At 70.5% G+C, this 24,184-nt stretch carries 25 protein-coding genes; 12 read left to right on the forward strand and 13 right to left on the reverse strand.

Annotation, left to right across the window (positions count from 1 at the left end):
• Window positions 1-41 precede the first annotated feature (41 nt).
• The 3 genes from ACLLJJ_RS26805 (at window position 42) to ACLLJJ_RS26815 (ending at window position 3,787) form a co-directional block, all read left to right on the forward strand.
• Window positions 42-2,090 carry a trypsin-like peptidase domain-containing protein gene (locus tag ACLLJJ_RS26805; RefSeq protein ID WP_434596106.1) on the forward strand — a complete coding sequence of 683 codons (2,049 nt, stop codon included), beginning with the start codon at window positions 42-44 and terminating at the stop codon, window positions 2,088-2,090.
• Between the two features lie 149 nt (window positions 2,091-2,239).
• On the forward strand, window positions 2,240-2,710 hold the full coding sequence (locus tag ACLLJJ_RS26810) for a sec-independent translocase (protein WP_434596108.1): 471 nt from the start codon (window positions 2,240-2,242) through the stop codon (window positions 2,708-2,710).
• 408 nt (window positions 2,711-3,118) lie between these two features.
• Window positions 3,119-3,787, forward strand: a complete 669-nt coding sequence (locus ACLLJJ_RS26815) for a hypothetical protein (protein ID WP_434596110.1) — start codon at window positions 3,119-3,121, stop codon at window positions 3,785-3,787.
• A 77-nt stretch (window positions 3,788-3,864) separates the two neighbouring features.
• Here the strand turns inward: ACLLJJ_RS26815 and ACLLJJ_RS26820 are convergent, their stop codons facing one another.
• The 3 genes from ACLLJJ_RS26820 to ACLLJJ_RS26830 are packed head-to-tail and all read right to left on the reverse strand — an operon-like array spanning window position 3,865 to window position 6,897.
• Complete coding sequence (locus ACLLJJ_RS26820) at window positions 3,865-4,998, reverse strand: Mrp/NBP35 family ATP-binding protein (protein WP_434596112.1); 1,134 nt, start codon at window positions 4,996-4,998, stop codon at window positions 3,865-3,867.
• Between the two features lie 44 nt (window positions 4,999-5,042).
• On the reverse strand, window positions 5,043-5,636 hold the full coding sequence (locus tag ACLLJJ_RS26825) for a DUF1003 domain-containing protein (protein WP_434596113.1): 594 nt from the start codon (window positions 5,634-5,636) through the stop codon (window positions 5,043-5,045).
• The gene (locus ACLLJJ_RS26830) at window positions 5,626-6,897 is read right to left on the reverse strand and encodes a magnesium transporter MgtE N-terminal domain-containing protein (protein ID WP_434596115.1); all 1,272 of its coding nucleotides are present in this window, start codon (window positions 6,895-6,897) and stop codon (window positions 5,626-5,628) included. The genes ACLLJJ_RS26825 and ACLLJJ_RS26830 overlap by 11 nt, the downstream gene beginning before the upstream one ends.
• Window positions 6,898-7,094: 197 nt before the next feature.
• Between ACLLJJ_RS26830 and ACLLJJ_RS26835 the strand changes: the two genes are divergently transcribed.
• A complete protein-coding gene (locus tag ACLLJJ_RS26835; protein ID WP_434596117.1) occupies window positions 7,095-7,844 on the forward strand; it encodes a hypothetical protein in 750 nt (249 codons plus the stop codon).
• Between the two features lie 206 nt (window positions 7,845-8,050).
• On the opposite strand, the gene ACLLJJ_RS26840 is transcribed toward ACLLJJ_RS26835, so the two are convergent.
• Window positions 8,051-8,557, reverse strand: a complete 507-nt coding sequence (locus ACLLJJ_RS26840; protein ID WP_434596119.1) for a hypothetical protein — start codon at window positions 8,555-8,557, stop codon at window positions 8,051-8,053.
• A gap of 66 nt (window positions 8,558-8,623) precedes the next feature.
• Between ACLLJJ_RS26840 and ACLLJJ_RS26845 the strand changes: the two genes are divergently transcribed.
• Complete coding sequence (locus ACLLJJ_RS26845) at window positions 8,624-9,607, forward strand: DMT family transporter (RefSeq protein ID WP_434596121.1); 984 nt, start codon at window positions 8,624-8,626, stop codon at window positions 9,605-9,607.
• On the opposite strand, the gene ACLLJJ_RS26850 is transcribed toward ACLLJJ_RS26845, so the two are convergent.
• On the reverse strand, window positions 9,585-10,700 hold the full coding sequence (locus ACLLJJ_RS26850; RefSeq protein ID WP_434596123.1) for a magnesium and cobalt transport protein CorA: 1,116 nt from the start codon (window positions 10,698-10,700) through the stop codon (window positions 9,585-9,587). The genes ACLLJJ_RS26845 and ACLLJJ_RS26850 overlap by 23 nt on opposite strands.
• Window positions 10,701-11,239: 539 nt before the next feature.
• Here ACLLJJ_RS26850 and ACLLJJ_RS26855 point away from each other — a divergent pair.
• Entirely contained in the window at window positions 11,240-11,824 is a 585-nt protein-coding gene (locus ACLLJJ_RS26855) for a suppressor of fused domain protein (protein ID WP_434596125.1), read from the forward strand.
• Window positions 11,825-11,849: 25 nt separating this feature from the next.
• Here ACLLJJ_RS26855 and ACLLJJ_RS26860 read toward each other — a convergent pair whose 3' ends face one another.
• On the reverse strand, window positions 11,850-13,091 hold the full coding sequence (locus tag ACLLJJ_RS26860; protein WP_434596127.1) for an MFS transporter: 1,242 nt from the start codon (window positions 13,089-13,091) through the stop codon (window positions 11,850-11,852).
• A gap of 155 nt (window positions 13,092-13,246) precedes the next feature.
• Here ACLLJJ_RS26860 and ACLLJJ_RS26865 point away from each other — a divergent pair, with 155 nt between their 5' ends.
• The 3 genes from ACLLJJ_RS26865 (at window position 13,247) to ACLLJJ_RS26875 (ending at window position 15,569) form a co-directional block, all read left to right on the forward strand.
• A complete protein-coding gene (locus ACLLJJ_RS26865) occupies window positions 13,247-13,885 on the forward strand; it encodes a DUF6758 family protein (protein ID WP_434596129.1) in 639 nt (212 codons plus the stop codon).
• 147 nt (window positions 13,886-14,032) lie between these two features.
• Window positions 14,033-14,899, forward strand: a complete 867-nt coding sequence (locus ACLLJJ_RS26870; RefSeq protein WP_434596130.1) for a PHP domain-containing protein — start codon at window positions 14,033-14,035, stop codon at window positions 14,897-14,899.
• A gap of 64 nt (window positions 14,900-14,963) precedes the next feature.
• A complete protein-coding gene (locus ACLLJJ_RS26875) occupies window positions 14,964-15,569 on the forward strand; it encodes a MarC family protein (protein ID WP_434596132.1) in 606 nt (201 codons plus the stop codon).
• 207 nt (window positions 15,570-15,776) lie between these two features.
• Here the strand turns inward: ACLLJJ_RS26875 and ACLLJJ_RS26880 are convergent, their stop codons facing one another.
• Complete coding sequence (locus ACLLJJ_RS26880; protein WP_434596134.1) at window positions 15,777-15,929, reverse strand: hypothetical protein; 153 nt, start codon at window positions 15,927-15,929, stop codon at window positions 15,777-15,779.
• Window positions 15,930-16,134: 205 nt separating this feature from the next.
• Here ACLLJJ_RS26880 and ACLLJJ_RS26885 point away from each other — a divergent pair, with 205 nt between their 5' ends.
• Window positions 16,135-17,052 carry an NYN domain-containing protein gene (locus ACLLJJ_RS26885; RefSeq protein WP_434596135.1) on the forward strand — a complete coding sequence of 306 codons (918 nt, stop codon included), beginning with the start codon at window positions 16,135-16,137 and terminating at the stop codon, window positions 17,050-17,052.
• 4 nt (window positions 17,053-17,056) lie between these two features.
• On the opposite strand, the gene ACLLJJ_RS26890 is transcribed toward ACLLJJ_RS26885, so the two are convergent.
• The gene (locus ACLLJJ_RS26890; RefSeq protein ID WP_434596138.1) at window positions 17,057-17,908 is read right to left on the reverse strand and encodes an alpha/beta fold hydrolase; all 852 of its coding nucleotides are present in this window, start codon (window positions 17,906-17,908) and stop codon (window positions 17,057-17,059) included.
• Between the two features lie 160 nt (window positions 17,909-18,068).
• On the reverse strand, window positions 18,069-19,982 hold the full coding sequence (locus ACLLJJ_RS26895) for a DEAD/DEAH box helicase (protein WP_434596140.1): 1,914 nt from the start codon (window positions 19,980-19,982) through the stop codon (window positions 18,069-18,071).
• A 471-nt stretch (window positions 19,983-20,453) separates the two neighbouring features.
• Here ACLLJJ_RS26895 and ACLLJJ_RS26900 point away from each other — a divergent pair, with 471 nt between their 5' ends.
• Complete coding sequence (locus ACLLJJ_RS26900; protein ID WP_434596141.1) at window positions 20,454-21,197, forward strand: ferritin-like fold-containing protein; 744 nt, start codon at window positions 20,454-20,456, stop codon at window positions 21,195-21,197.
• A gap of 12 nt (window positions 21,198-21,209) precedes the next feature.
• Here ACLLJJ_RS26900 and ACLLJJ_RS26905 read toward each other — a convergent pair whose 3' ends face one another.
• From ACLLJJ_RS26905 to ACLLJJ_RS26920, 4 genes are all read right to left on the reverse strand, one after another.
• Window positions 21,210-21,476 carry a hypothetical protein gene (locus ACLLJJ_RS26905; RefSeq protein ID WP_434596143.1) on the reverse strand — a complete coding sequence of 89 codons (267 nt, stop codon included), beginning with the start codon at window positions 21,474-21,476 and terminating at the stop codon, window positions 21,210-21,212.
• Window positions 21,477-21,654: 178 nt separating this feature from the next.
• The gene (locus tag ACLLJJ_RS26910) at window positions 21,655-21,882 is read right to left on the reverse strand and encodes a DUF3107 domain-containing protein (protein WP_434596146.1); all 228 of its coding nucleotides are present in this window, start codon (window positions 21,880-21,882) and stop codon (window positions 21,655-21,657) included.
• 156 nt (window positions 21,883-22,038) lie between these two features.
• The gene (locus tag ACLLJJ_RS26915; protein WP_434596148.1) at window positions 22,039-22,680 is read right to left on the reverse strand and encodes a TetR/AcrR family transcriptional regulator; all 642 of its coding nucleotides are present in this window, start codon (window positions 22,678-22,680) and stop codon (window positions 22,039-22,041) included.
• A gap of 166 nt (window positions 22,681-22,846) precedes the next feature.
• The gene (locus ACLLJJ_RS26920; protein WP_434596150.1) at window positions 22,847-23,068 is read right to left on the reverse strand and encodes a hypothetical protein; all 222 of its coding nucleotides are present in this window, start codon (window positions 23,066-23,068) and stop codon (window positions 22,847-22,849) included.
• Window positions 23,069-23,218: 150 nt separating this feature from the next.
• Between ACLLJJ_RS26920 and ACLLJJ_RS26925 the strand changes: the two genes are divergently transcribed.
• Window positions 23,219-24,181 (forward strand): alpha/beta fold hydrolase, encoded by a 963-nt coding sequence (locus ACLLJJ_RS26925; protein ID WP_434596152.1) that lies wholly within the window; start codon window positions 23,219-23,221, stop codon window positions 24,179-24,181.
• Window positions 24,182-24,184: the final 3 nt, after the last annotated feature.

The following is a 24,184-nucleotide window of genomic DNA, read 5'->3' on the forward strand; positions in this document are numbered from 1 at the left end:
GCACGGCCCAAGCGGCGTGCTCGTGGGGTTGCGGGGAGAGCATGGACGAGGGCAAGCCCACGGGGCCGAAGGCGAAGTGGTGGAGCCGTCCGGCGAGGACGCGCGGCGCGGGCACGGATGCGGATTCCGATGCGGGGACTGTGGCTGCGGCTTTCGGTACGCCGGTGGACTCCGCGCCAGTTGCTGAGGTACCGGCCGATGGTGCGCGGGCCGAGGATGCCCGGGTCCACCCTGGCCCCGACCCTGCGCCGGTTGATGACGCTGCCGTCGAGGACGCGCCTGCCGGAGATTCGGCAGCTCGCGGTGGGCCTGTTGTGAACGGGGCGGTCCAACCGGCACGGAGCGTCGAGGGTCGCGATGATGCGCGGATGCCCGAAGCCGATGCACCCCAGGACGCCGACCCCGCTCGACCCGACGAGCGTGCTCACCCCGCGGTGGCGGTCGCGCCGGGCTCGCAGACGGCCGGGCCCGGCGAACAGCCGCAGCAGATATCGGAGCCCGCCGACCAGCGCCGTCCGCAGCCGCGCCACGCGCCGGATCCCTACAGCACCCCGCCGTACGGGGGCCCGGGCCCCTGGGCGCTCGCGCCGCCCGTGCAGCGCCCGGTCCCGACGCCGCCGCAGGGCACGGCCGTACCGCAGGGTCCGCCCGCGGCGAACGGTGCGAGCGCGCCCACGCAGCCGCCCCCGCCGTACGCGGAGCAACCTCCGCAGCCGCACACCTCCCACCAGCCCCAGCCCCCGCAGCTCCAGCCGCACGTCCCCCACCAGCCCCAGCCCCACCTGGCGTCGCACACCCAGCCGGTACCCCAGCCTCACCCGGCACCTCACACCCAGCCGGTACCCCAGCCCCAGCTCCACCAGCCTTCCCAGTGGCTCCAGTACGACCCCTGGGGGGCTCCCCAGCAGCCGCTGACCCATCCCGGCAGCTCCAGCACCCAGGGGGCCCGGGGCGGCTCAGGGCGTGGCAGGGGCGGGCGGCGCGGCACGCTGCTCGTCGGGGCGCTGCTCATCGCGCTGACCGCCGGCGGCGTCGGCGGCGGCATCGGTGCGTACATCGAGCGCAACGGGGGGCTCACCACCGTCGAGCTGCCCCAGGCCGACAAGGCGGGGGACGCCGGAAGCAAGGGCCGCGCGCCCGACAGCGTCGCCGGCATCGCGGCCAGCGCGCTGCCCAGCGTCGTCACCCTGCACGTCAGTGGCGCCGGGGAGCAGGGCACGGGCACCGGCTTCGTCCTCGACGGACAAGGGCACATCCTCACCAACAATCATGTGGTGGAGCCCGCCGGGGCCGGCGGCACCATCACCATCACCTTCAGCGGCGGCGAGACCGCGAAGGCGAAGGTCGTCGGCAAGGACAGCGGCTACGACCTGGCGGTCGTCAAGGTCACCGGGGTCGCGGGTCTCAAGCCGCTGCCCCTGGGCAATTCCGACAACGTGCAGGTCGGCGACCCGGTGGTGGCCATCGGCGCCCCCTTCGACCTGCAGAACACCGTGACCTCCGGCATCATCAGCGCCAAGGAGCGCCCCATCACCGCGGGCGGCGAGAAGGGCGACGGCAGCGACGTCAGCTATGTGAACGCGCTACAGACCGACGCTCCGATAAACCCCGGCAATTCCGGCGGACCGTTGGTCAACTCCGAGGCCCACGTCATCGGCGTGAACAGCGCGATACGCGCCGCGGACACCGGCTCGGAGCTCGACGGGGGCCAGGGCGGCAGCATCGGCCTGGGCTTCGCGATCCCGATCAACCAGGCCAAGCGCGTCGCCGAAGAGCTGATCAACAAGGGCAGTGCGACCCATCCGGTCATCGGCGTCACCCTCGACATGCAGTACACGGGCGACGGCGCGCGGGTCGGCACCAAGGGCAGCGACGGACCGGCCGTGACACCCGACGGCCCCGGTGCGAAGGCCGGGATCCGGCCGCGCGACGTCATCACCGAGGTGGACGGGCAGCGGGTGCACAACGGCCAGGAGCTGATCGTCAAGATCCGTGCCCACCGGCCGGGAGACCGGCTGGAACTGACCGTGACGCGAGGCGACAGGAAACAGGCCATCACGGTCACGCTCGGTTCGGCGGACGGCACCTGAGCGAACGCGTCGGCCACCACCTGGGTGTTACGTGAAGGTACCGCCCGGACAGATTGGCCAGGTACCGTAGACCGGGCCCGGACCGGTCCCCTGCCTGCGGCGCGGAGGTCCACTCGACCTGCGGGCGCGGAGAGTCAAGGAGCAGCAAGGTGTTCAGTGACATTGGCGCACTCGAGCTGGTGACGCTCGTGGTCCTTGCTGTCCTCATCTTCGGCCCGGAGAAACTGCCGAAGCTCATTCAGGACGCCTCGGCCATGATCCGTAAGATCCGCGAGTTCTCGGACAGTGCGAAGAACGACATCCGTTCCGAACTGGGCCCGGAATTCAAGGACTTCGATTTCGAGGACCTCAATCCCAAGACCTTTGTCCGTAAGCAGCTGATGGGCAATGACGACCTGGGGCTGGAAGAGATCCGCAGCAGTTTCGACCTCAAGGGCGAGATGGCCGAGGTCGCGGACGCGGTGCACGGCCGCGACAGTGCTTCGTCGGCCAAAACGGCATCCGGCGCGGCGAGCCCGACCAGTGCGTCGAATGGCTCATCGGGCACTCCCGACCTGCTCAAGAAGCGCGAAAAGCTCGATCAGGGCGAGCGCCCGCCCTTCGACGCAGACGCCACCTGAGAGGACGTTCGCTCCCGATTTGTTCCGTCCAATTTCGGCCGTATTTTTACGATTTTCCGTGGTCTGCGCGGGTGAAATATGGGGCTGCTGACCTGTCGCCGAGCGACTGTATCGGACGAATCGGCGCATCTTCGAACGGGACGAGAGCTTCCCAGCCATAGCTGGGCATACTGACCGGTGAACAGGTCGCCACCACCAGCCCATAGTTGGTCTAACTTGCGCAATAGGGATAGTCCAGGCGGTGCGCATATCGGATTTTTTGCTACAGAACGGGAGCGAACGTCCTCTGAGACCTGCCCTTCCGGACGAGTCGCGGTGAGGTGGCTATCCTCCATCTGTCCGGTGGTGAGGACGCCCGAGGGGGGCGGGCCGTGCCGGACGTCGACGATCGAGGAGGCGGCCGGGTAGATGGAGACCACGAGTCGGGTAGGAGCACAGGGAATTTCCGGTGCCCCCAGCACGTCCACGGCGGAGGGGGTGCCAGCAGCCCGGCGAACGGTCGACGGCTATCTGCGGGCACCCTTCCCCTGGTACGGACTGGATGAGGCGTTCACCGGACCGCGCTGGCTGATGCAGGTCGCCGCCGCGGCGGACGGGACTGTGCAGCACGGTTCCACGGGGCACGGCGAAGAGCCGTCGATACGAGCCGACGACGGCCAGGAGAAGGAACGCTTCGCGGTTGTCGTGACCGTCGCCAGCAGCCCCGTGCGGCGCAGCGGCGACGGTACGGGCGTGCTGGAGGCCACTTCGGTCTCCTCGGCCGCCTGGCTGGCAGGCTCGGGTCTGCTGTCGTCCACCTGGCCCGCGCAGCTGGACCACACGCTGCGCGACGACTGGCTGGACCAGCAGACGGAGGCGGCGTTCGAGTTGGCCGACGATCTGTCCGGGCCCGACTGGTCGACGCTGTCGCTGCCGGTGGACGGTGTGCCGACGCCCTTCCACTACCGCGAGTCCGAGTTCGGCTGGGTGCTGGCGGGCTCGGCGGAGGCAGGCGTGCACCTCGGGGCGTACGGACGCGGCATGAGCGCGTACGGCCTGGGCTTCTCGGTGGTCAAGGACATCACGTCGTACGAGTGACACCACCGGAGTGAGCGAATGGGTAAGGGGCGACCGCCATGGCGGTCGCCCCTTACCCGTCCGTACGGGCCGGTCCTCTAGAACTTGTTGCGCGGGGTGATGCCCAGCGACATGCCCGACAGGCCGCGCGCGCGGCCACCCAGCTTCCCCGCGATGGCACGCAGCGCCGCGCCGGCCGGGGAGTCGGGGTCGCTCAGCACGATCGGCTTGCCCTCGTCGCCACCCTCACGCAGGCGTACGTCGATGGGGATGGAGCCCAGCACCGGCACGTGGGCGCCGGTCGTCTTCGTGAGCCCTTCGGCAACCGACTGGCCACCGCCCGTTCCGAAGATGTCGACCATCTCGTCGCAGTGCGGGCAGGGCATGCCCGACATGTTCTCGACGACGCCGACGATCTTCTGGTGGGTCTGCACGGCGATGGAACCGGCCCGCTCGGCCACCTCCGCCGCGGCCTGCTGTGGCGTGGTGACCACGAGGATCTCGGCGTTCGGCACGAGCTGCGCCACCGAGATCGCGATGTCGCCGGTGCCCGGCGGCAGGTCCATCAGGAGCACGTCCAGGTCGCCCCAGTACACGTCCGCGAGGAACTGCTGGAGTGCGCGGTGCAGCATCGGGCCGCGCCACACGACCGGCGCGTTGCCCGGAGTGAACATCCCGATCGAGATGACCTTCACGCCGTGCGCGGACGGCGGCATGATCATGTTCTCGACCTGGGTGGGCCTGCCCTCGGCGCCCAGCATGCGCGGCACGCTGTGCCCGTAGATGTCCGCGTCCACGACGCCGACCTTCAGCCCGTCCGCCGCCATCGCGGCGGCCAGGTTCACCGTCACCGAGGACTTGCCGACGCCGCCCTTTCCGGAGGCGACCGCGTACACCCGGGTCAGCGAGCCCGGCTGCGCGAACGGGACCTCCCGCTCGGGGGTGCCGCCGCGCAGCGCGCCCGCGAGCTCCTTGCGCTGCTCGTCGCTCATCACGTCGAGTTCGACGGAGACGCTTGTCACACCTTCTACGCGCTCGACCGCCTCGCGCACGTTGTTGGTGATGGTCTCGCGCATCGGGCAGCCGGAGACGGTGAGATAGACGGCGACGGCAACCGCGCCGTCCGCCCCGATCTCCACCGATTTGACCATGCCGAGCTCAGTGATCGGTTTGTGGATCTCGGGGTCGTTCACCGTCGCCAGTGCTTCGCGCACCGCGTCTTCCATAGCCATACTGCCGATGGTACGGCGCGCACTCCCGCTCCGGGAAAGCCCCGTCAGCGGTCGCCTTCGTCACGCTCGGAAGAGATCACCGGCGGGAATAGGCTGCGCCGCTCCTCCATCTCCTTGACCAGGTCCTGGAGTTCCGAGCGGATCCAGTCGCGGGTGGCGACCTCGCCGAGCCCCATCCGGAGCGACGCGATCTCCCGGGTCAGGAACTCCGTGTCGGCGATGGAGCGCTCGCTCTCCTTGCGGTCCTGCTCATGGGTGATCCGGTCCCGGTCGTCCTGGCGGTTCTGCGCGAGGAGGATCAGCGGCGCGGCGTACGACGCCTGGAGGGACAGCATCAGGGTCAGGAAGATGAACGGGTACTGGTCGAAGCGCAGGGCGTCGGGCGCGTAGATGTTCCAGAGCACCCACAGGATGATGATCAGCGTCATCCAGACGATGAAGCGCCCGGTACCCAGGAAACGCGCGATCCTCTCGGAGAACCGGCCGAACGCCTCCGGGTCGTACTCCGGCAGCAGCCGCTTGCGCGCCGGGCGCGGCTGATCCAGGCGTACGCGGGAGGCGCGCGGCAGCGCGGTCGAGCCGGTCGTCGATGACGTCCTGGCTCGCTCCTTGGCGTTGCTGCCCCGGTCACTGCCCACGGCCGGCCTCCCCCTCGTGGAATTCCGTCTCGCGCCAGTCCTCGGGCAGCAGATGGTCGAGGACGTCGTCGACGGTCACCGCGCCGAGCAGTGACCCGGTCTCGTCCACGACCGGGGCGGCGACCATGTTGTACGCCGCCAGATAGCTGGTCAGGGCCGGCAGCGGAGTGCTGGGTGCCAGCGGCGGCAGATCGGTGTCGATGAGCGAGCTGACCAGCGTGAACGGCGGGTCCCTCAACAGCCGTTGGAAGTGGACCATGCCCAGGTACTTGCCGGTCGGCGTCTCGTCGGGCGGCCGGCATACGTAGACCTGCGCGGCCAGCGCGGGGGAGAGGTCCTGCTGGCGCACGCGCGCGAGGGCGTCCGCGACCGTCGCGTCGGGCCGCAGCACGATCGGCTCGGTCGTCATCAGACCGCCGGCCGTCCGCTCCTCGTAGGACAGCAGCCGCCGCACGTCGGCGGCGTCGTCGGGCCGCATCAGTTCGAGCAGCCGCTCCTTGTCCGCCTCCGGCAGCCCGGAGAGCAGGTCGGCGGCGTCGTCCGGGTCCATCGCCTCCAGGACGTCCGCCGCGCGCTCCTCCTTGAGCTTGCCCAGGATCTCCACCTGGTCGTCGTCGGGCAGCTCTTCGAGTACGTCGGCCAGCCGGTCGTCGTCGAGCGCGGCGGCCACCTCGACGCGCCGCTTGGGCGTCAGATGGTGCAGGGCGTTGGCGAGGTCCGCGGGGCGCAACTGCTCGAAGGTGGCCAGGAGGCTCTCCGCGCCCTGTCCGTGCTCCTCCAGCGAGAAGCCGGTCACCGCGGACCACTCGACCGTCAGCGTCTCGCCACGGCGCCGTAGCGCCCCGCTCTTGCCCTTGCGTACGAAGACCTTGTCGATCTCCCAGTCGCGGCGGGCGGGCAGCTGCACGATCGCCACGTCGAGGACCGTCACCTCCTCGTCCCCGTCCACCAGCTGCACACGGCGGTCCAGCAGTTCGCCGAGGACCAGGCGCTCGGTCGGGCGCTGTTCGAAGCGGCGCATGTTGACCACGCCGGTCGTGATGACCTGGCCGGACTCGACGCCGGTCACCCGGGTCATGGGCAGGAAGATCCGCCGACGGCTGACGCCCTCGACGACGAGCCCGAGCAGTCGCGGCGGCTTGAGGCCGACCCGCAACATCGCCACCAGGTCGCGGACCCGGCCGACCTGGTCGCCGTTGGGGTCGAACACAGCCGTTCCCGCGAGGTGCGAGACGAATACGCGGGGGGCGCCTGAGGCCATGCGGTGCGCCTCCCTCTGTTCACGCGAACCGGTCACGTGAATCTTTGTGCAAGTGGTCGGATTCCGGGTTCAGGCTAGCCCGTGCCGGTACGGGCCGCTTCGGCGGAGCGCCCGGACGGCTCTGCGCCGAGCGACGTAGTGAGCACAGGTACGCTGCCTGCTGCCACCCGGACACCCGCATGAGAGGCAGTGCGCCTGTGACTGCATTTCCCCAGGCCGCCCGAGCCCGTAGGGCCACACTCCTCGGCGTCGTGTGCGTTGGGCTGGCGGCGGGGCTCACCGCGTGCGGCGAGGATCCGGACGAGGGGACGAACGGGGTGGGCAAGCTCTCCGCTTCGGCGATCGAGGGCCGGGCGCGGGAAGCGGCACGTGACGCGGAGGCGGTGCGGCTGTCCGGGACCGTTGTCAGCAAGGGGCGCTCGTACAAGCTCGACATGCGCCTCAAGAAGGGCGGCGGGACGGGCTCCGTCACCTCCAGGGGCACCATGTTCGAGCTGCTGCGCATCGACGACGAGCTCTTCATGAAGGCCGGCGCGGCCTTCTGGGACCACGGGAGTGCGCCCAGCAAGTCGGACGAGGCGGCGGCGGGCAAGCTGGAGGACAAGTACGTGAAGGTGCCGGACGGCGACCCCGCGTACGACCAGCTGCGGGGCTTCACGGACAAGGACATCCTGCTGGACGGGCTGCTCGGGCTGCACGGCGAGCTGAGCAAGGGCGCGCGCGACCAGGTCGGCGGCATTCGCACGATCCAGGTCAATGGGGGCGAGGGCAAGGGCGGCAAGCTCGCCGTGGCCCTCCAGGGCCTGCCCTATCCGCTCCAGCTCGAGCGGGCGGGGGGTGCGGGGGTCGTGCGGCTCGCGGACTGGGACCGGGACTTCGCCCTGGCCGCGCCGGACAAGGACGAGACGGTGGACTACGGGCAGCAGCTTCCGCGGGGAAGCGGCTGAGGGGGGGCTCCGCCCCGGCCCCCGGACCTCCTGCCCAGAACGCAGGGCGGCTGGAAATGGAGGGGCGGGAGAACGCGCGGGCGATCCCACGCCCCGGCCCCCTGCCCCGAGCGTCGGGCGGGCTGAATGTGCCGGGCCGAAGCGGCCGTTCCCCGGCGTTGAAGGGACGCAGCGTCCGCCGATCGAGGTCCCGGCACTCCGGCGCGTCAGCGCTTCTTTCGGCGCAGCAGCAGCTTCGGCAGCGCCTCCGGGGCCGGCTGGCGGGTTGTCGCTTTCGTGGGGAGCGGCGGCGCTGCCAGTGAGCCGTCCGGCAGGGCCGTCGTCATGCTCAGCGGCTCCAGGCGGAGCACCCGGCACTCGCGGGCCCAGCGCTCCGTCATCACCTCGACGTCGGGCGCGTTCAGCCGCTTGCCCTTGAGCTCCGCGACCGCCGCCCTCCACGACTCCGAGTCCGGTGCCTGCTCGCTCACGGCCGCCGTCCACGCGACGAGCCGTCCGCCCTTGTCCTTGCTGCGTACGGTCACCTCGGCGCTCTCCCCGGCGACGAGCCCGGGAAAGGGCTGCTCACCGGGGCCGTCCCCGACGACGTACACACCGCCCTCGTGCCATACGTGCCAGAGCGCCCGCGCCGGTCCGGTGCCCTGCACCCAGATGAGTCCGGACTTCTTGGTGGCCTCCTCGACGAGGGCCTGATCGAGCAAGGTCTGCGTCATGGGCCGAAGCCTAGGGGAGGCCGGGAGGGGCGAGTACGGGAGGGACCGAGGGGGACAGTTCCGTTTATGCGGAACGCGCCTTACCGTGTGCCTGTGTCCGCAACCACCCGCCGCACCGGCGCCCGATCCACCACGCCCGGCGCGCTGCCCGGCGCCGCGCCCGCCCCGATACCCGGGCCGCACACAGCGCCCCGTATCGATGTCGTGCTGCTCGGCGTCGCCGTCGCGAGCGTCTCGTTCTCGGCGCCGCTCATCGCCGCGACCGCCGCCCCCGCGCTGGCCATCGCCTTCTGGCGCAATGCCATGGCGGTCGGCGTGCTGACCCCCGTGGCGCTGCTCAAGTGCCGTGCCGAGCTGCGTCACTTCGGCCGCAGGCCGCTGCTCCTCGCGCTCTCCGCCGGGGCGCTGCTGGCCCTGCACTTCGGGCTCTGGCTGCCCAGCCTGCGGATGACCTCGGTCGCCTCGTCGACGGCGCTCTGCACGACCACCCCGATCTGGACGACGCTGCTGCTGCGCATGCGGGGCCACCGGCCGCCCCGCATGGTGTGGGCCGGGACCCTCCTCGCCGTCGTCGGCGTGGTCATCCTCACCGGCGTCGACCTGACGCTGTCGCCGCGCGCCCTGGCGGGTGACGCGCTCGCGCTCGGCGGCGGCATCGCCGCCGCCGGGTACGTGCTGCTCGGGGCCGAGGTGCGGCGGACGGCGAGCACGACGGCGTACACCGTCATCTGCTACTCGACGACCGCCCTGATCCTGCTCGGTGTCTGTCTCGCCTCGGGCATCGAGCTCGGTGGCTACGACGCGACGACCTGGCTCCAGCTGGCCGCGCTGACGGCGGTCGCGCAGCTCCTCGGCCACTCGCTCTTCAACCGCGTCGTCTCCACCCTCGGCCCGTCCGTCACCTCGACGGCGATCCTGCTGGAGACGCCCGGCGCGGCCCTGATCGCCGCCCTCTGGCTGGGGCAGCAGCCACCCGTGGCTGCCTACCCCGCCCTGTTGGTGATCATGGCCGGCCTGGCGCTGGTGGTCAGAGCCAGCCGTTCCGCTTGAGGGTGCGGTGGATGCCGAAGCAGACGACCGCGATGCTGGCGAGGACCAGCTCGTAGCCGTACTGCCACTTCAGCTCCGGCATGTGCTCGAAGTTCATTCCGTAGACCCCGCAGATCATCGTCGGTACGGCGATGATCGCCGCCCAGGACGTGATCTTGCGCATGTCCTCGTTCTGCGCGACCGTCGCCTGCGCGAGGTTGGCCTGGAGGATCGAGTTGAGCAACTCGTCGAAGCCGATGACCTGTTCGTGCACGCGCGCGAGGTGGTCGGCGACGTCGCGGAAGTACTTCTGGATGTCCGGGTCGATCAGCCGCATCGGCCGCTCGCTGAGCTGCTGCATCGGCCGCAGCAGTGGTGAGACGGCCCGCTTGAACTCCAGCACCTCGCGCTTGAGCTGGTAGATCCGCCCCGCGTCCGAGCCGCGCGGGCCCCTCTTGTCGGGGGCCGAGAAGACATCGATCTCGACCTCGTCGATGTCGTCCTGCATGGCGGCGGCGACCGCGATGTACCCGTCGACGACATGGTCGGCGATCGAGTGCAGCACCGACGAGGGGCCTTTGGCGAGCAGCTCGGGGTCGTCCTGGAGGCGGTGGCGCAGCGCGCGCAGCGAACCCTTGCCGCCGTGCCGCACGGTGATCACGAAGTCCTGGCCGGTGAAGCACATCACCTCGCCGGTCTCCACGACCTCGCTGGTGGCGGTCAGTTCGGCGTGGTCGACGTAGTGGATGGTCTTGAAGACGGTGAAGAGGGTGTCGTCGTACCGCTCCAGCTTGGGCCGCTGGTGTGCGTGCACGGCGTCCTCCACGGCCAGTGGGTGCAGCCCGAACTCGGCGGCGATACCGGCGAATTCGGCTTCGGTCGGCTCGTGCAGGCCGATCCAGGCGAAGCCGCCGTCCTCCCGGACGCGGGTCATCGCCTCGTGCGGGGTGAGGTGCTCGGCGCCCCTGGCCCGGCGCCCGTCGCGGTAGACCGCGCAGTCGACGACCGCGCTGCTGGCGGACGGGTCGCGGGTGGCGTCGTAGTTGCTGTAGACAACGCTGCTCTTGCGCAGCGAGGGACGGACTGCTGCGCGCAGGTCACGGATCATCGACATGGCGGGCTCCTTCACGGAGAAGCCGTCTGCGAGGCGTGGCGCGGCCCGGAATGGAGACGTTCGGGCCACGGCGTCGGGGCTCCGTACGTCGGCAAAGCGGGCGGCACCGCAGGGACGCGGTGACGGCGTTCGCTCAGACACGGATCAGGCAAAAACGAAGTGCTCTTCCGTCGCGCGAAATACCGTGCGCCCCAGATGTTTCACCGGTTGTCGGCCGGGTACGAAGGGCTTCAGGCCACGGGGAATGCGGGCTGTGCGGAAGAGCGATTGGTACTACCGGGTCGACTTCGATGCACCGCAGCCCCACCTCCTCCAGCCGGTCCCCCTTGGGGGACGACGTGATGTCCGGGCTCGAAAGCCACGCTTCTGCGTGCTGCCCTGACCAGCGGCCCAGACTATCAGCCCACCGCTGTGTCAAGTCCTCCCTTCGCGTGTTCCGTACGCGACCCCGCGCCCGCCCGCACGCCGCTGCGCAGGCCGCTCGGGCCGTCGCCCGACGCGCCCGCGCGGCCCCTGTGCGCGCGTCCTATGCTCGCGGCATGGGAGATGTTCTTGCGCTGGTGGAAGCCCGGTTGCGTACGGCTCTGGGCGAACCGGACGCGCGCGCCGCTGTCACGTTCCTCGGTACGGACCGCGTCGAGGTGCTGCGCTTCGTGGACGGCGACATCGTGCGCTACGCCACCCTCGGCATGTCGGCCGCGCCGATGGCCGACCCGACCGCGACGCTCGCCGATCCGCTGACCGGGCCGCGCGCCGAGCTGGTCCTTTCGGTACGGGCCGGGGCGGCCGACACCGACAAGGTGCTGCGCCCACTCGCGGTTCTGGCCGCCTCGCCGCAGGTCGAGGGAGTGGTGGTGGCCTCGGGTGCTTCGCTGGACGTGGGTGAACCGCTGTGGCCGGGGGCGCCGTTCAGTTCGGTGCTCGTCGCGGAGTCCGGCGGGCTGATCGAGGATCTGGAGCTGGACGGGCCGATGGACCCGGTGCGGTTCCTGCCGGTGCTGCCGATGACGCCGAACGAGGCGGCGTGGAAGCGGGTCAAGGGCGCGCAGGAGCTCCAGGAGCGCTGGCTGTCGCACGGTACGGACCTGCGCGATCCGCTGCGCACGTCCGTACCGCTGGACTGAGGCCCCGACCGGCGGGGGAGGCCGCTCAGCCGGGCTGGTCGGCGAAGACCGAGACACCGTCCTCGGTGGCGTGCGCCGGCGCCAGCTCCTCGGCGCGGTGGACCAGCGAGGCACGACGGACCCAGACGACGCCCGCACCGGCCACGGCCGCGACCGCGGCGACCACGAACGGGATGTGGATGTCGGTCCACACCTCGATCTTCGGCGCGAAGAACGGCGCGGCTGCCGCGGCGAACCAGCGCACGAAGTTGTACCCGGCGCTCGCCACCGGGCGCGGCGCGTCCGAGACGCCGAGCGCCAGCTCCGTGTAGACGGTGTTGTTCACGCCGATGAAGGCGCCGGAGACGATCGTGCACACGACGGCCACCGTGTGGTTCCCGTATCCGAGCACAAGGAGGTCGGCCGCGAGCAGCAGCAGTGAGCCGCCGAGCACCTTGAGCGTGCCGAAGCGCTTCTGCAGCCGCGGCGCGACGAGTACGGAGAAGACCGCGAGCAGCAGGCCCCAGGCGAAGAAGACCGCGCCCGACTTGTACGGCGTCATGTTCAGCACGAAGGGCGTGAAGGCCAGCACCGTGAAGAACGCGTAGTTGTAGAAGAAGGCGGAGGCGGCGACGGAGGCGAGCCCGCCGTGGCCGAGTGCCTTGATCGGATCCAGTAGCGAGGTCTTGCGGGCCGGCTTCGGCTGCTCCTTGAGGAAGCCGACGATGGCGACGAAGCCGATGGCCATCAGGGCGGCCGTTCCGAAGAACGGGTAGCGCCAGCTGGCGTTGCCGAGCGCGGCTCCGAGCAGCGGGCCGCAGGCCATGCCGAGGCCGAGCGCCGACTCGTACAGCAGGATCGCGGCGGCGCTGCCGCCCGCCGCCGCGCCGACGATGACGGCCAGCGAGGTGGAGACGAACAGGGCGTTGCCCAGGCCCCAGCCGGCCCGGAAGCCGACGAGCTCACCGACGGAGTCCGAGGTGCCCGACAGGGCGGCGAAGACGATGACCAGGGCGAGACCGAGCAGGAGCGTCTTGCGGCCGCCGATGCGGCTGGAGATGAAGCCGGTGACCAGCATCGCGACGGCGGTGATCAGGAAGTACGACGTGAAGAGCAGCGAGACCTGGCTCGGCGTCGCCTGCAGGCCCTTGGCGATGGACGGCAGGATCGGGTCCACCAGGCCGATGCCCATGAACGCGACGACGGCCGCGCCCGCCGTGGCCCAGACGGCCTTCGGCTGGCGCAGGATGCTCCCCGTTCCCTCGTCGAACGGATCCTCTCCGTGCATGACTTCCCCACTCTCCGCTAGATCGATGCGATATACACAGAATAAGTTAGGGACTCTAACGAATGCAAGTTACATCTAGTTTTGCCAGGTGAGAGCGCACTCCGGAGGGTGATCGTCCTTGACGCGGGGACGGCCGGGGAGGACCGTTGGGACCTATGAGGGGCGAACCCAGTTGCCCGAAGTGTGGTGGCCGGGTCAGGGCGCCCGGTCTCTTTGCCGACTCCTGGCAGTGCGATGTGCACGGCGTCGTGCACCCGCTGCAGCCCGTGATCCCGCCCAGCGTCGAGGCGCTCAACGTCGCGGTGAAGCGCGCCCAGGTCCCGGTGTGGATGCCCTGGCCCCTGCCGGTCGGCTGGCTGTTCACCGGTGTGACCTGTGCGGGCGACGACCGCAGCGGCGCACGGGCCACCGCGGTCGCCTGCGCGGGACCCGGACCGCTCGGCGGCGCGGGCGAGCTGCTGCTGGTCGCCGAAGAGCTCGGAGTCGGCCTCGGGGCGCGCTATGCCGGCATCGAGGGCCCGGACCCCGGGGCGTACATGAGGCTTGATCACCCGCCGCAGGCCAAGGTCCTCGCGGCAGGTCGGCCCAGTCCCCTGTGGCACGTCTCCGGAGCGCCCGACGACCGGGCCGTCTTCGCCGGGGAGGCCCGGGGGCTGTGGCTGTGGGCGATCGTCTGGCCCGAGCAGTCGGGGCTGATGATGTACGACGAGCTCGTGCTGACCGACCTGCGCGACGCGGGCGCCGAGGTGGAACTGGTGCCGTGCGGGGCGCTGTCGCAACGCATCCTGTCCTGACCGGCCGCACACCGCCCGGCCCCTCGGGGCTCCCTGGTCGGCCGCGCGTCGGCGGGCGGGCGCGAGGTCGGCCGGGCAGGGAAGCGCCGGACCGCCGTTAGACTTCGACCGTCCCCCCTGCCCAGCCGAGCCCCGGAGTCACGCGTCGTGCGCATCGACCTGCACACCCACTCCACGGCGTCGGACGGCACGGACACCCCCGCCGAGCTGGTGCGCAACGCCGCTGCCGCCGGTCTCGACGTCGTGGCACTCACCGACCACGACTCGACCCGCGGACACGCCGAGGCGATCGCCGCGCTCCCCGCCTCGCTGACCCTCGTCACGGGAGCGGAGCTGTCCTGCCGCGTCGACGGCATAGGGCTGCACATGCTGGCGTACCTCTTCGACCCCGCCGAGCCGGACCTGGCGAGCGAGATCGAGCTGGTGCGCGACGACCGGGTGCCCCGCGCCCGGGGCATGGTCGCCAAGCTCCGGGAGCTGGGCGTGCCCATCGAGTGGGACCAGGTGGCCCGTATCGCGGGCGACGGCTCGGTCGGCCGCCCGCACATCGCCTCCGCGCTCGTCGAGCTCGGTGTCGTCGAGACCGTCTCCGATGCCTTCACGTCCAACTGGATCGCCAACGACGGGCGTTGTTACGTCGACAAGCACGAGCTCGACCCCTTCGACGCGATCCGCCTGGTCAAGGCGGCGGGCGGCGTCACGGTCTTCGCGCACCCCGGCGCCGACCGGCGCGGCCACACGGTCCCCGAGAGCGTGCTGGCCGAACTGGCCGCCGCGGGCCTCGACGGCATCGAGGTCGACCACATGGACCACGACGCTCCCACCCGCGCCCGGCTGCGCGTGCTCGCGGCCGACCTCGGCCTGCTGACCACCGGGTCCAGCGACTACCACGGCAGTCGTAAGACCGTACGGCTCGGGGAGTCGACCACCGACCCCGAGATCTACGGCGAGATCACCCGGCGCTCCACCGGCGCGTTCCCGGTGCCGGGCGCGGGCGGAAGCCCCCGCCCGTAGGGGAAATCCCTGCACCGCCGCGCCACCCCTCCTCCGTACGACCCTCTTCTCGCAAGGCCACACTGTGCTCGACTTTGCCGTTTTCGGATCCCTCTTTCTCACACTTTTCGTGATTATGGACCCCCCTGGAATCACGCCGATCTTCCTCGGTCTGACCTCGGGCCGTCCCGCCAAGGTGCAGCGCCGGATGGCCTGGCAGGCCGTCTGCGTCGCGTTCGGCGTGATCGCCGTCTTCGGCGTCCTGGGCCAGCAGATCCTCGACTATCTGCATGTCTCCGTCCCGGCGCTGATGATCGCGGGCGGTCTGCTGCTGCTGCTCATCGCGCTCGACCTGCTCACCGGCAAGAACGACGAGCCGACGCAGACCAAGGACGTCAATGTCGCGCTCGTGCCGCTGGGCATGCCGCTGCTCGCGGGGCCCGGCGCGATCGTCTCGGTGATCCTGGCGGTGCAGCACGCCGACAGCGTCACGTCACAGGTCTCGGTGTGGGCCGCGATCGTGGCGATGCACGTCGTCCTGTGGATCACCATGCGCTACTCGCTGGTGATCATCCGCGTGATCAAGGACGGCGGCGTGGTCCTGGTGACCCGGCTCGCCGGCATGATGCTCTCCGCGATCGCCGTGCAGCAGATCATCAACGGCGTCACCCAGGTCATCCAGAACAGCTGACCACAGGTCCCGCGCCGGGCGCTGCCCCGGTCGGGGACCTGCGCGGCCACCGGGCGGCCCCCGTCACGACCGGCCCCGTCGCGACGCACAAGCGCCCCCGTACACAGGAGTACGGGGGCGCTTCACTAACGTCTTCTACTTCTTCAAATCGTCTTCATCGACTTGTCGTCATCAACTCGTCAAACTCAACAGCGAATGCGTCGGGTATTACGAGGCCGAGGTCTCGGCCGGACGGATGTAGATGCGCTGGCCCATGGCTGCGGCCTGCTGCACCATCCGGTTGACGGAAGCGGCGTCCACGACGGTGGAGTCGACGGCGGAACCGTCGACGTCGTCCAGTCGCATGATCTCGAAGCGCATGGCTTCTCCCTTCGTCTGATCCTCCGGTGACGGAGAACTGTGGTGAGTGGATCGCGTGGCTGGAGTGCCCCGCGTTCCTGTGGGTACAACGGGGTGCACCGTGCAATCATTCCCTAAGCTAAAGAAAACTTTCGGCTATCTAAATACTCGCTGGTAGGTGTACCGGTTATGTCGTCTCGGCCGCGCCACGGACAATGAGAGCCGTATGGACGACGCACAGCCTTCGGGCCCCACCGAAATCGCCAGGATCAACGCCCGCCTGGACCGCACCAATGAGCTGCTCCAGCGCATGCTCGCCGAGGTCGCGAAGACCCCCTCCACCCACGCGATCTTCGTCGACGCCGGATACGTCTACGCGGCGGCCGGGCTGCTGGTGACCGGGACCGAGGACCGCAGGTCCTTCGATCTCGACGCGGAGGGGATCATCGAGGCCTTCATCGACAAGGCGCGCACGATCTTCGCGGACAGCCGGCTGCTGCGTGTCTACTGGTACGACGGAGCCAGGCGCCGCACTCACACCACGGAGCAGCAATCCATCGCCGAACTGCCGGACGTCAAGGTCCGCCTCGGCAATCTCAACGCCAACAACCAGCAGAAGGGCGTCGACTCCCTGATCCGTACGGACCTGGAATCGCTCGCCAGACACCGCGCCATCAGCGACGCGGCGCTGGTCGGCGGCGACGAGGATCTGGTCTCGGCGGTCGAGGCGGCGCAGGGCTACGGCGCCCGCGTCCACCTGTGGGGCATCGAGGCCGGAGAGGGCCGCAACCAGGCCGAACCGCTGCTCTGGGAGGTCGACAGCCAGCGCACCTTCGAGCTCGACTTCTGCCAGCCGTACGTCACGCGGCGCCCGGTCACGACGTACGAGAACGAGGGCACCCCGCGGCCCTCACGCGAGAGCGTCCGCTTCATCGGTGCGCAGATCGCCGCGACGTGGCTGGGGGAGCGGGGCAGGGACTCGCTGGCCGACCTGCTGCCCGGACACCCGTATCTGCCGGGGTCCGTCGACCAGGAGCTGCTCGTCGAGGCGGAGCGGCTGCTGCAGCGGTCGCTGCGGGGGCACGCGGATCTGCGGCGGGCGCTGCGGGACGGGTTCTGGCAGCACCTTCAGGCCCAGTACTGAGCGTTCAGGACGTTCGCTGCTGCGCGTTCCAGAAGTCGGCCAGGGCCTTCGCGGTCTGCTCGGGCCGGTCCGTGTTCGGGGAGTGTTCCGCGCCCTCGATCACCGTGCGGCGCGCGGCCAGCCGTTCGGCCATGTCGTCGATCAGCGGCACCGGCCAGGTGTCGTCGGCCGCCCCTGAGACCACGTGCAGCGGCAGCCCCGCCGCGGCGAGCTCGGCGACCCGGTCCGGCTCGCCGGTCAGCTGCCTGCCGGTGGCGACGAGCTGCGCGGGGCTGTGCCGCAGCCAGCGCGCCCGCAGGGCCGGTCCGTCGGTGTCCGTCTCCTCGGGGGTGGAGGCCGCCTGCATCGCCTCCCACACCTGCGCCATGGACATGACGGTCAGAGCGTCCGTCAGCAGCTGGACCTTCTGCTGCTGCGACGGAGCGATTTCGGCGGGTCCGGACGACACGAGCGTGAGCGACACGAACGGCGAGGGGTCGAGCAGCACCGCCGCGCGGGCGATCTGACCCCCGAGCGAGTGCCCGACCAGGTGTACGGGGGCGCCCGCCGCCTCGGCCTGCGCGAGCACGTCCCGGGCCAACTCGCCCTGGGCGTAAGCCTCCTGGGACTCCGGACCATCGGACTCGTACTGCCCGCGCCCGTCCACAGCGAGGATCCGGTACCCCGCCGCCGCCAGTGGCAGCAGCATCGCGATGAAGTCTTCCTTGCTCCCGGTGAACCCGGGGAGCAGCAGCGCGGTGCCCTTGGGCTCCGCCTCCGCCGGTCCGGCTTCGAGCGCGGCGAACACCCCGCGTGTGGTGCGCAGGGGGAGGGCTCGGGTACCGGGGGGCGGGGTGAAGGTGGGCGGCCTGCTCATGCGACGAGGCTAGCGCGTACGGGCGGCGCGGCAGCCTGCGGGGCTTGTCGGCGCCGCCCGCGGCTTTTGGTGTCCGCGCGCCGGATCCACCGTCCGCGCCGCACCTGTGCCGATGGCCCGGCCCCCCTGAGGGAACCGGGCCATCGGCGGAGGGCTGCGATCAGCTCTCGGGCTGCGCGGTGGCTGCGCGGCTACGGCGGCGCAGCTTCGTGGCCGGCTCCGTCGCCTCGGCGGCAGGTGCGTCCGTGACCTCGGCCTTGGTGGCGCGGGCGCGGCGACGGGGCTTGGTGACCGGCTCGGCGGTCTCCGTGGCCTCGGCGGCGGGTGCCTCCGTGACCTCGGCCTTCGCCGCGCGGGTGCGGCGGCGCGGCTTGGTGACCGGCTCGACGACCTCGGTGGCCTCGACGGCCTCCGCGGTCGCGGGGGCCGACACCGTGGCCACCGCCTTGGTGCTGCGGGTGCGGCGGCGCGGCTTCGCCTCGGCGGCTGCCTCGGCCTCCGCCACGATCCCCTCGGCCTCCGCCACGACCTCGACGGCCTCGGCGGACTTGGCACGCGTACGGCGACGCGGCTTCGTCGGGGCCTCGGCCTCGGCGGCCGGCGCCTCGGCCACCGCGACCGCGGCCTGCTCCGGTGCGACCGCGTCGGCGACGCGGCTACGGCGACGACGGCGCGGCGTACGGACCTCGGCGGGGGCCTCGGAGGACCCCGGCGCCTCGGTGACCGGGGTCACCGGAGCGGCGTTGGCCGCTGCCTCCTCGGCGGAGAGCGGCGTGCCGTTACGGGTACGGCGACGCTGACGTGGCGTACGGGTGCGCGCGGGGCGCTCCTCCGTGACGACCGGAGCGGCGGCGGCCTGAGCGGATTTGCGGCCGCGGCCACCCGTCTCGCCCAGGTCCTCGACCTGCTCGGCGCGCAGACCCGCACGGGTCCGCTCGCCCCGGGGCAGCGTGCCCTTCGTGCCGGCCGGGATACGCAGGATCTCGTACAGGTGAGCAGACGTGGAGTACGTCTCCTCCGGCTCGTCGAACGGGAGGTCCAGCGCCTTGTTGATGAGCTTCCAGCGCGGGATGTCGTCCCAGTCGACCAGCGTGATCGCGATGCCCTTGGCGCCCGCGCGGCCGGTGCGGCCCACGCGGTGGAGGTACGTCTTCTCGTCCTCCGGCGACTGGTAGTTGATCACGTGCGTGACGCCCTCGACGTCGATACCTCGGGCGGCGACGTCGGTGCAGACGAGCACGTCGACCTTGCCGTTGCGGAAGGCGCGCAGGGCCTGCTCGCGCGCGCCCTGGCCGAGGTCGCCGTGGACCGCGCCGGAGGCGAAGCCGCGCTTTTCGAGCTGCTCGGCGATGTCGGCCGCGGTGCGCTTCGTGCGGCAGAAGATCATCGCGAGCCCGCGGCCGTCGGCCTGGAGGATACGGGAGACGAGCTCCGGCTTGTCCATGTTGTGGGCGCGGAAGATGTGCTGCGTGATGTTGGCGACGGTCCTGCCCTCGTCGTCGGGCGAGGTCGCGCTGATGTGCGTCGGCTGCGTCATGTAGCGGCGGGCGAGGCTGATGACGGCGCCCGGCATGGTCGCCGAGAACAGCATCATCTGGCGCTTCACCGGCAGCATGTTCATGATGCGCTCGACGTCGGGCAGGAATCCCAGGTCGAGCATCTCGTCGGCCTCGTCGAGGACCAGCGAGCGGACGTGCGAGAGGTCGAGCTTCTTCTGGCCGGCGAGGTCGAGCAGGCGCCCGGGGGTGCCGACGACGATGTCGACGCCCTTCTTGAGCGCCTCGACCTGAGGCTCGTAGGCACGGCCGCCGTAGATGGCGAGCACGCGCACGTTACGGACCTTGCCGGCGGTCAGCAGGTCGTTGGTGACCTGCTGGCACAGCTCACGGGTGGGGACGACGACCAGTGCCTGCGGAGCCTCGGTCAGCTTCTCGGGCTTGGCCCGGCCTGCCTCGACGTCCGCGGGGACGGTGACGCGCTCAAGCAGCGGAAGGCCGAAGCCGAGCGTCTTACCGGTGCCGGTCTTGGCCTGGCCGATGACGTCGCTGCCGGAGAGCGCTACGGGGAGCGTCATCTCCTGGATGGGGAACGGGGACACGATGCCGACTGCCTCAAGGGCTTCGGCCGTCTCGGAAAGGATCCCGAGGTCTCGGAACGTAGTCAGGGTGCTGCCTCTTCTGTGAGACGCGACTAGAGGCGAACGAAGGGGGTCGTACCGCGCCGATTCTCATCCGGTCCAGATGGGCCGGGTGGCGCGGGACCACGTGCCGTCGCTCAAGCGCTCGTGCCGCTGAGGGGGACCCTCATGTGCGGTCGTACGCTTTCGCACGACTCACGTGGAGGGCTGTCGGGTCGGAGCCGATCGGGCCACCGACCGGGCATCCTCATTCAAATGCGCCGCAACATACGCTGGGTACATCAGCAGGCGCATTACCACTGTACCCCCAAATCGCGCATGTGTGTTGGGAAGATTTACCGGAACAGTGTGACGACGGCGACTGGCCGGGCCCTTACGTACTGCGAGGAGCGGGCTATTGTGCGCTGCATGGAGACGCCTGACAACGCCACTGCACCCGAAGAAAAAACCGGGCACACCGGAATCGCAGCCCAGGGCTGGGACACGGCCTCCGCCGCGCCCGCCTACCGCGCCGCGGTCGTGGACCTGCTGGGCGCGCTCGCGTACGGCGAGCTGGCCGCCTTCGAGCGGCTCGCGGAGGACGCCAAGCTCGCGCCCACGCTGTCCGACAAGGCGGAGCTGGCGAAGATGGCGTCCGCCGAGTTCCACCACTTCGAGCAGCTGAACAGCCGGCTCTCCGCCATCGGCGAGGAGCCGACGCAGGCCATGGAGCCGTTCGCCAAGGCGCTGGACGACTTCCACCGCCAGACCGCGCCGTCCGACTGGCTGGAGGGTCTGGTCAAGGCATACGTCGGCGACTCGATCGCCAGTGACTTCTACCGCGAGGTCGCGGCGCGGCTGGACTCGGACACCCGAGAGCTGGTGCTCGCCGTGCTCGACGACACCGGTCACGGAAACTTTGCGGTGGAAAAGGTGCGCGCGGCCATCGAGGCCGACCCGCGCTGTGGCGGGCGTCTCGCGCTGTGGGCGCGCAGGTTGATGGGCGAGGCGCTCTCGCAGGCCCAGCGGGTCGTCGCGGACCGGGACGCGCTCTCCACCATGCTCGTGGGCGGCGTCGCGGACGGCTTCGACCTCGCGGAGGTGGGGCGGATGTTCTCCCGGATCACCGAGGCCCACACCAAGCGCATGGCGGCGCTGGGCCTGGCGGCGTAACGGCCGGAGGCGCTACGCCGCCGCCGAACGGCGGATGCGGCCAGTGGGGCGGACCAGCAGCGAGAGCAGGACCGCTCCCATGGCCGCCGCGCCGATCAATGTCGCGAGGACATGACCGGGGCCGAGGGCGGAGTGGGTGACGTACGCACCGAAGAGTGCGGCGAGCGGGCCCGCGCGCAGCACCAGACGCCGGGACGGCAGCCGGTCGGGCAGTCGGTGGACAGCCACCCACGCAAGGGCGAATCCGAGGGCGACGGAGCCGAAAGCTTCCCAGATCACGTAGTTTCCTCCCGCGGAACCAAGGGGCAAATGGGTCATTGGCCGTACTACCCGTAGCTCGTGGAGTACAACCCTCCGGGCGGCCGGTTCAGCCGTGGGAACAGACAGACGGAAGCGGCCCGGTGGGATCTCCCACCGGGCCGCTTCCGTCTGTCAGGTGCTGCAGTGCCAGTAACGCCTAAAGGGCGCCGAAGCCCACCTTGCGCGTCGCGGACTCGCCGATTTCCACGTACGCGATCCGGTCACCGGGAATGAGGACCGTGCGGCCCTTGTCGTCCCTGAGGCTGAGCAGCTGCGCCTTGCCGGCCAGCGCGTCGGATACCGCGCGCTCGACCTCCTCGGCGGACTGCCCGCTCTCCAGAACGATCTCCCGGGGCGTGTGCTGCACGCCGATCTTGACCTCCACGGCTAAGTCCCTCCGACGGTCGGTGCTGCGGTGCGCGATCAATCGCGCAGTACGCAGCACACATTAGCCCGGTGAGGGGACCCCGAATGCGGTGACGCCGCACGCCAGAAGCGAACACGCACCGGGAACAAGCTCCGGGAGCGCGGCCCGGGACCCTCAGGTCTGGTCCGTGCCGTGCAGCGGGAAGCCCGCGATGCCGCGCCAGGCGAGGGACGTCAGGAGATTCACCGCCGTCTCGCGGGGGATGGTGCTGCGACTGGAGAGCCAGAAGCGGGCGACCACCTGCGAGACGCCGCCCAGACCGACGGCCAGCATCATCGACTCGTCCCTGGACAGGCCGGTGTCCTCGGCGATGACCTCACTGATCGCCTCGGCGCACTGCAGCGACACCCGGTCGACGCGCTCGCGCACGGCGGGCTCGTTGGTCAGGTCGGACTCGAAGACGAGGCGGAACGCGCCGCCCTCGTCCTGGACGTACGCGAAGTACGCGTCCATCGTCGCGGCCACGCGCTGCTTGTTGTCCGTGGTCGAGGCGAGGGCGGTGCGTACCGCCTGGAGCAGCGACTCGCAGTGCTGGTCGAGCAGGGCCAGGTAGAGCTCCAGCTTTCCGGGGAAGTGCTGATAGAGGACCGGCTTGCTGACTCCGGCCCGCTCGGCGATGTCGTCCATCGCCGCCGCGTGATACCCCTGCGCGACAAAGACCTCCTGGGCCGCGCCCAGGAGCTGATTGCGTCGGGCTCGGCGTGGCAGGCGGGTGCCTCGCGGGCGGGCCGCTTCTGTCTGCTCGGTGGCTGTCACGCCGCCTCCCATGTTTTTCAATGTCGCGGCCTTTCAACAGCACGGCTATTTCCGTGTGCGGTGGTGCGCCACGGCCGCCATCGTACTTTTGGGTAACCCGGCTGTGTGCGGTGCGGACGCAGAATTTCACGGTATGGGCGGCGGGGGAAGGCTGATCAGGGACGGATCAGCGGTAGTCGTCCTCGTCGAGGGCCACGACGCGGGCCTGTTCCACGGCGTCCGCCTCGTTCGCGGCATCACGATCGATGCCGGTCAGCGGGTCGTCCCTGTCCTGTCGCAGCTCGGTGTGCTGCTCGGCGGCGTCGGCCTCGGGCGTCTCACCGCCGATGTCCTCACGCTCCTCGTCGGACTCCTCGAAAGTTTCCGGATCTGTGGGATCGACGGTCATGGTGACTCCCTTTCTCGGCGAATCCGACGGAAACAGGGGCCAGGGTCGAGTGCCCTCCTTTCGAGCGTAGAAGCACCCGGCGCGGGCCGCTACGCGATCTGTGACGCCGAACACACGATCCATCGCGTGATCGTCTCGTAACATTGCCGCATGTCTTCGACCGAGCCGCCCGGATTCAGCGTCGCCGCCGCCCCGGTTCCACGGGTCAGTACGGTGCGGGTCGCCGAGGGGGAGAAGCTGCGAAGCGTCGCCCTGCCGGGCCTGACGCTGCATGTGCGCTCCCGGCCCCCGGCGCGCGCCGGACTGCCGCCCGCGCTGTACGTGCACGGGCTCGGCGGGTCCTCGCAGAACTGGTCGGCCCTGATGCCGCTGCTCGACGACTGTCTGGACAGCGAGGCGCTCGACCTGCCCGGCTTCGGGGACTCCGCGCCGCCCGAGGACGGCAACTACTCGATCACCGGTCACGCGCGCGTGGTCATCCGACTGCTGGAGGCCGGCGGACGCGGGCCCGTCCACCTCTTCGGGAACTCACTGGGCGGAGCCGTCGCCACGCGCGTCGCGGCCGTCCGGCCCGACCTGGTGCGCACGCTCACTCTCGTGTCGCCCGCCCTGCCCGAGATCCGGGTGCAGCGCACGGCGGTGCCGACGGCGCTCCTCGCGCTGCCCGGAGTCGCCTCGCTGTTCGCCAGGCTGAGCAAGGACTGGACCCCCGAGCAGCGCACCCAGGGGGTCATGGGGCTCTGTTACGGAGACCCCTCGATGGTCACCCCCGAGGGTTTCGAGCACGCCGTGGCGGAGATGAAGCGGCGGCTCGAACTGCCTTACTTCTGGGAAGCCATGACCCGCTCGGCGCGCGGCATCGTCGATGCGTACACACTGGGCGGGCAGCACAATCTGTGGCGCCAGGCGGAACGGGTGCTCGTGCCGACGCTGCTCGTCTACGGCGGGCGGGACCAACTCGTGTCGTACCGTATGGCGCGCAGGGCGGCAGCCGCCTTCCGTGACTCCAGGCTGCTGACACTGCCCGACGCCGGACACGTGGCGATGATGGAATACCCGGAGACGATCGCGAGAGCCTTCCGGGAAATGGTCAATGACTGCGGTAGGAGCTGATCC

Source organism: Streptomyces sp. A5-4 (assembly GCF_051131715.1).
In the GTDB taxonomy this organism is placed as follows: domain Bacteria; phylum Actinomycetota; class Actinomycetes; order Streptomycetales; family Streptomycetaceae; genus Streptomyces.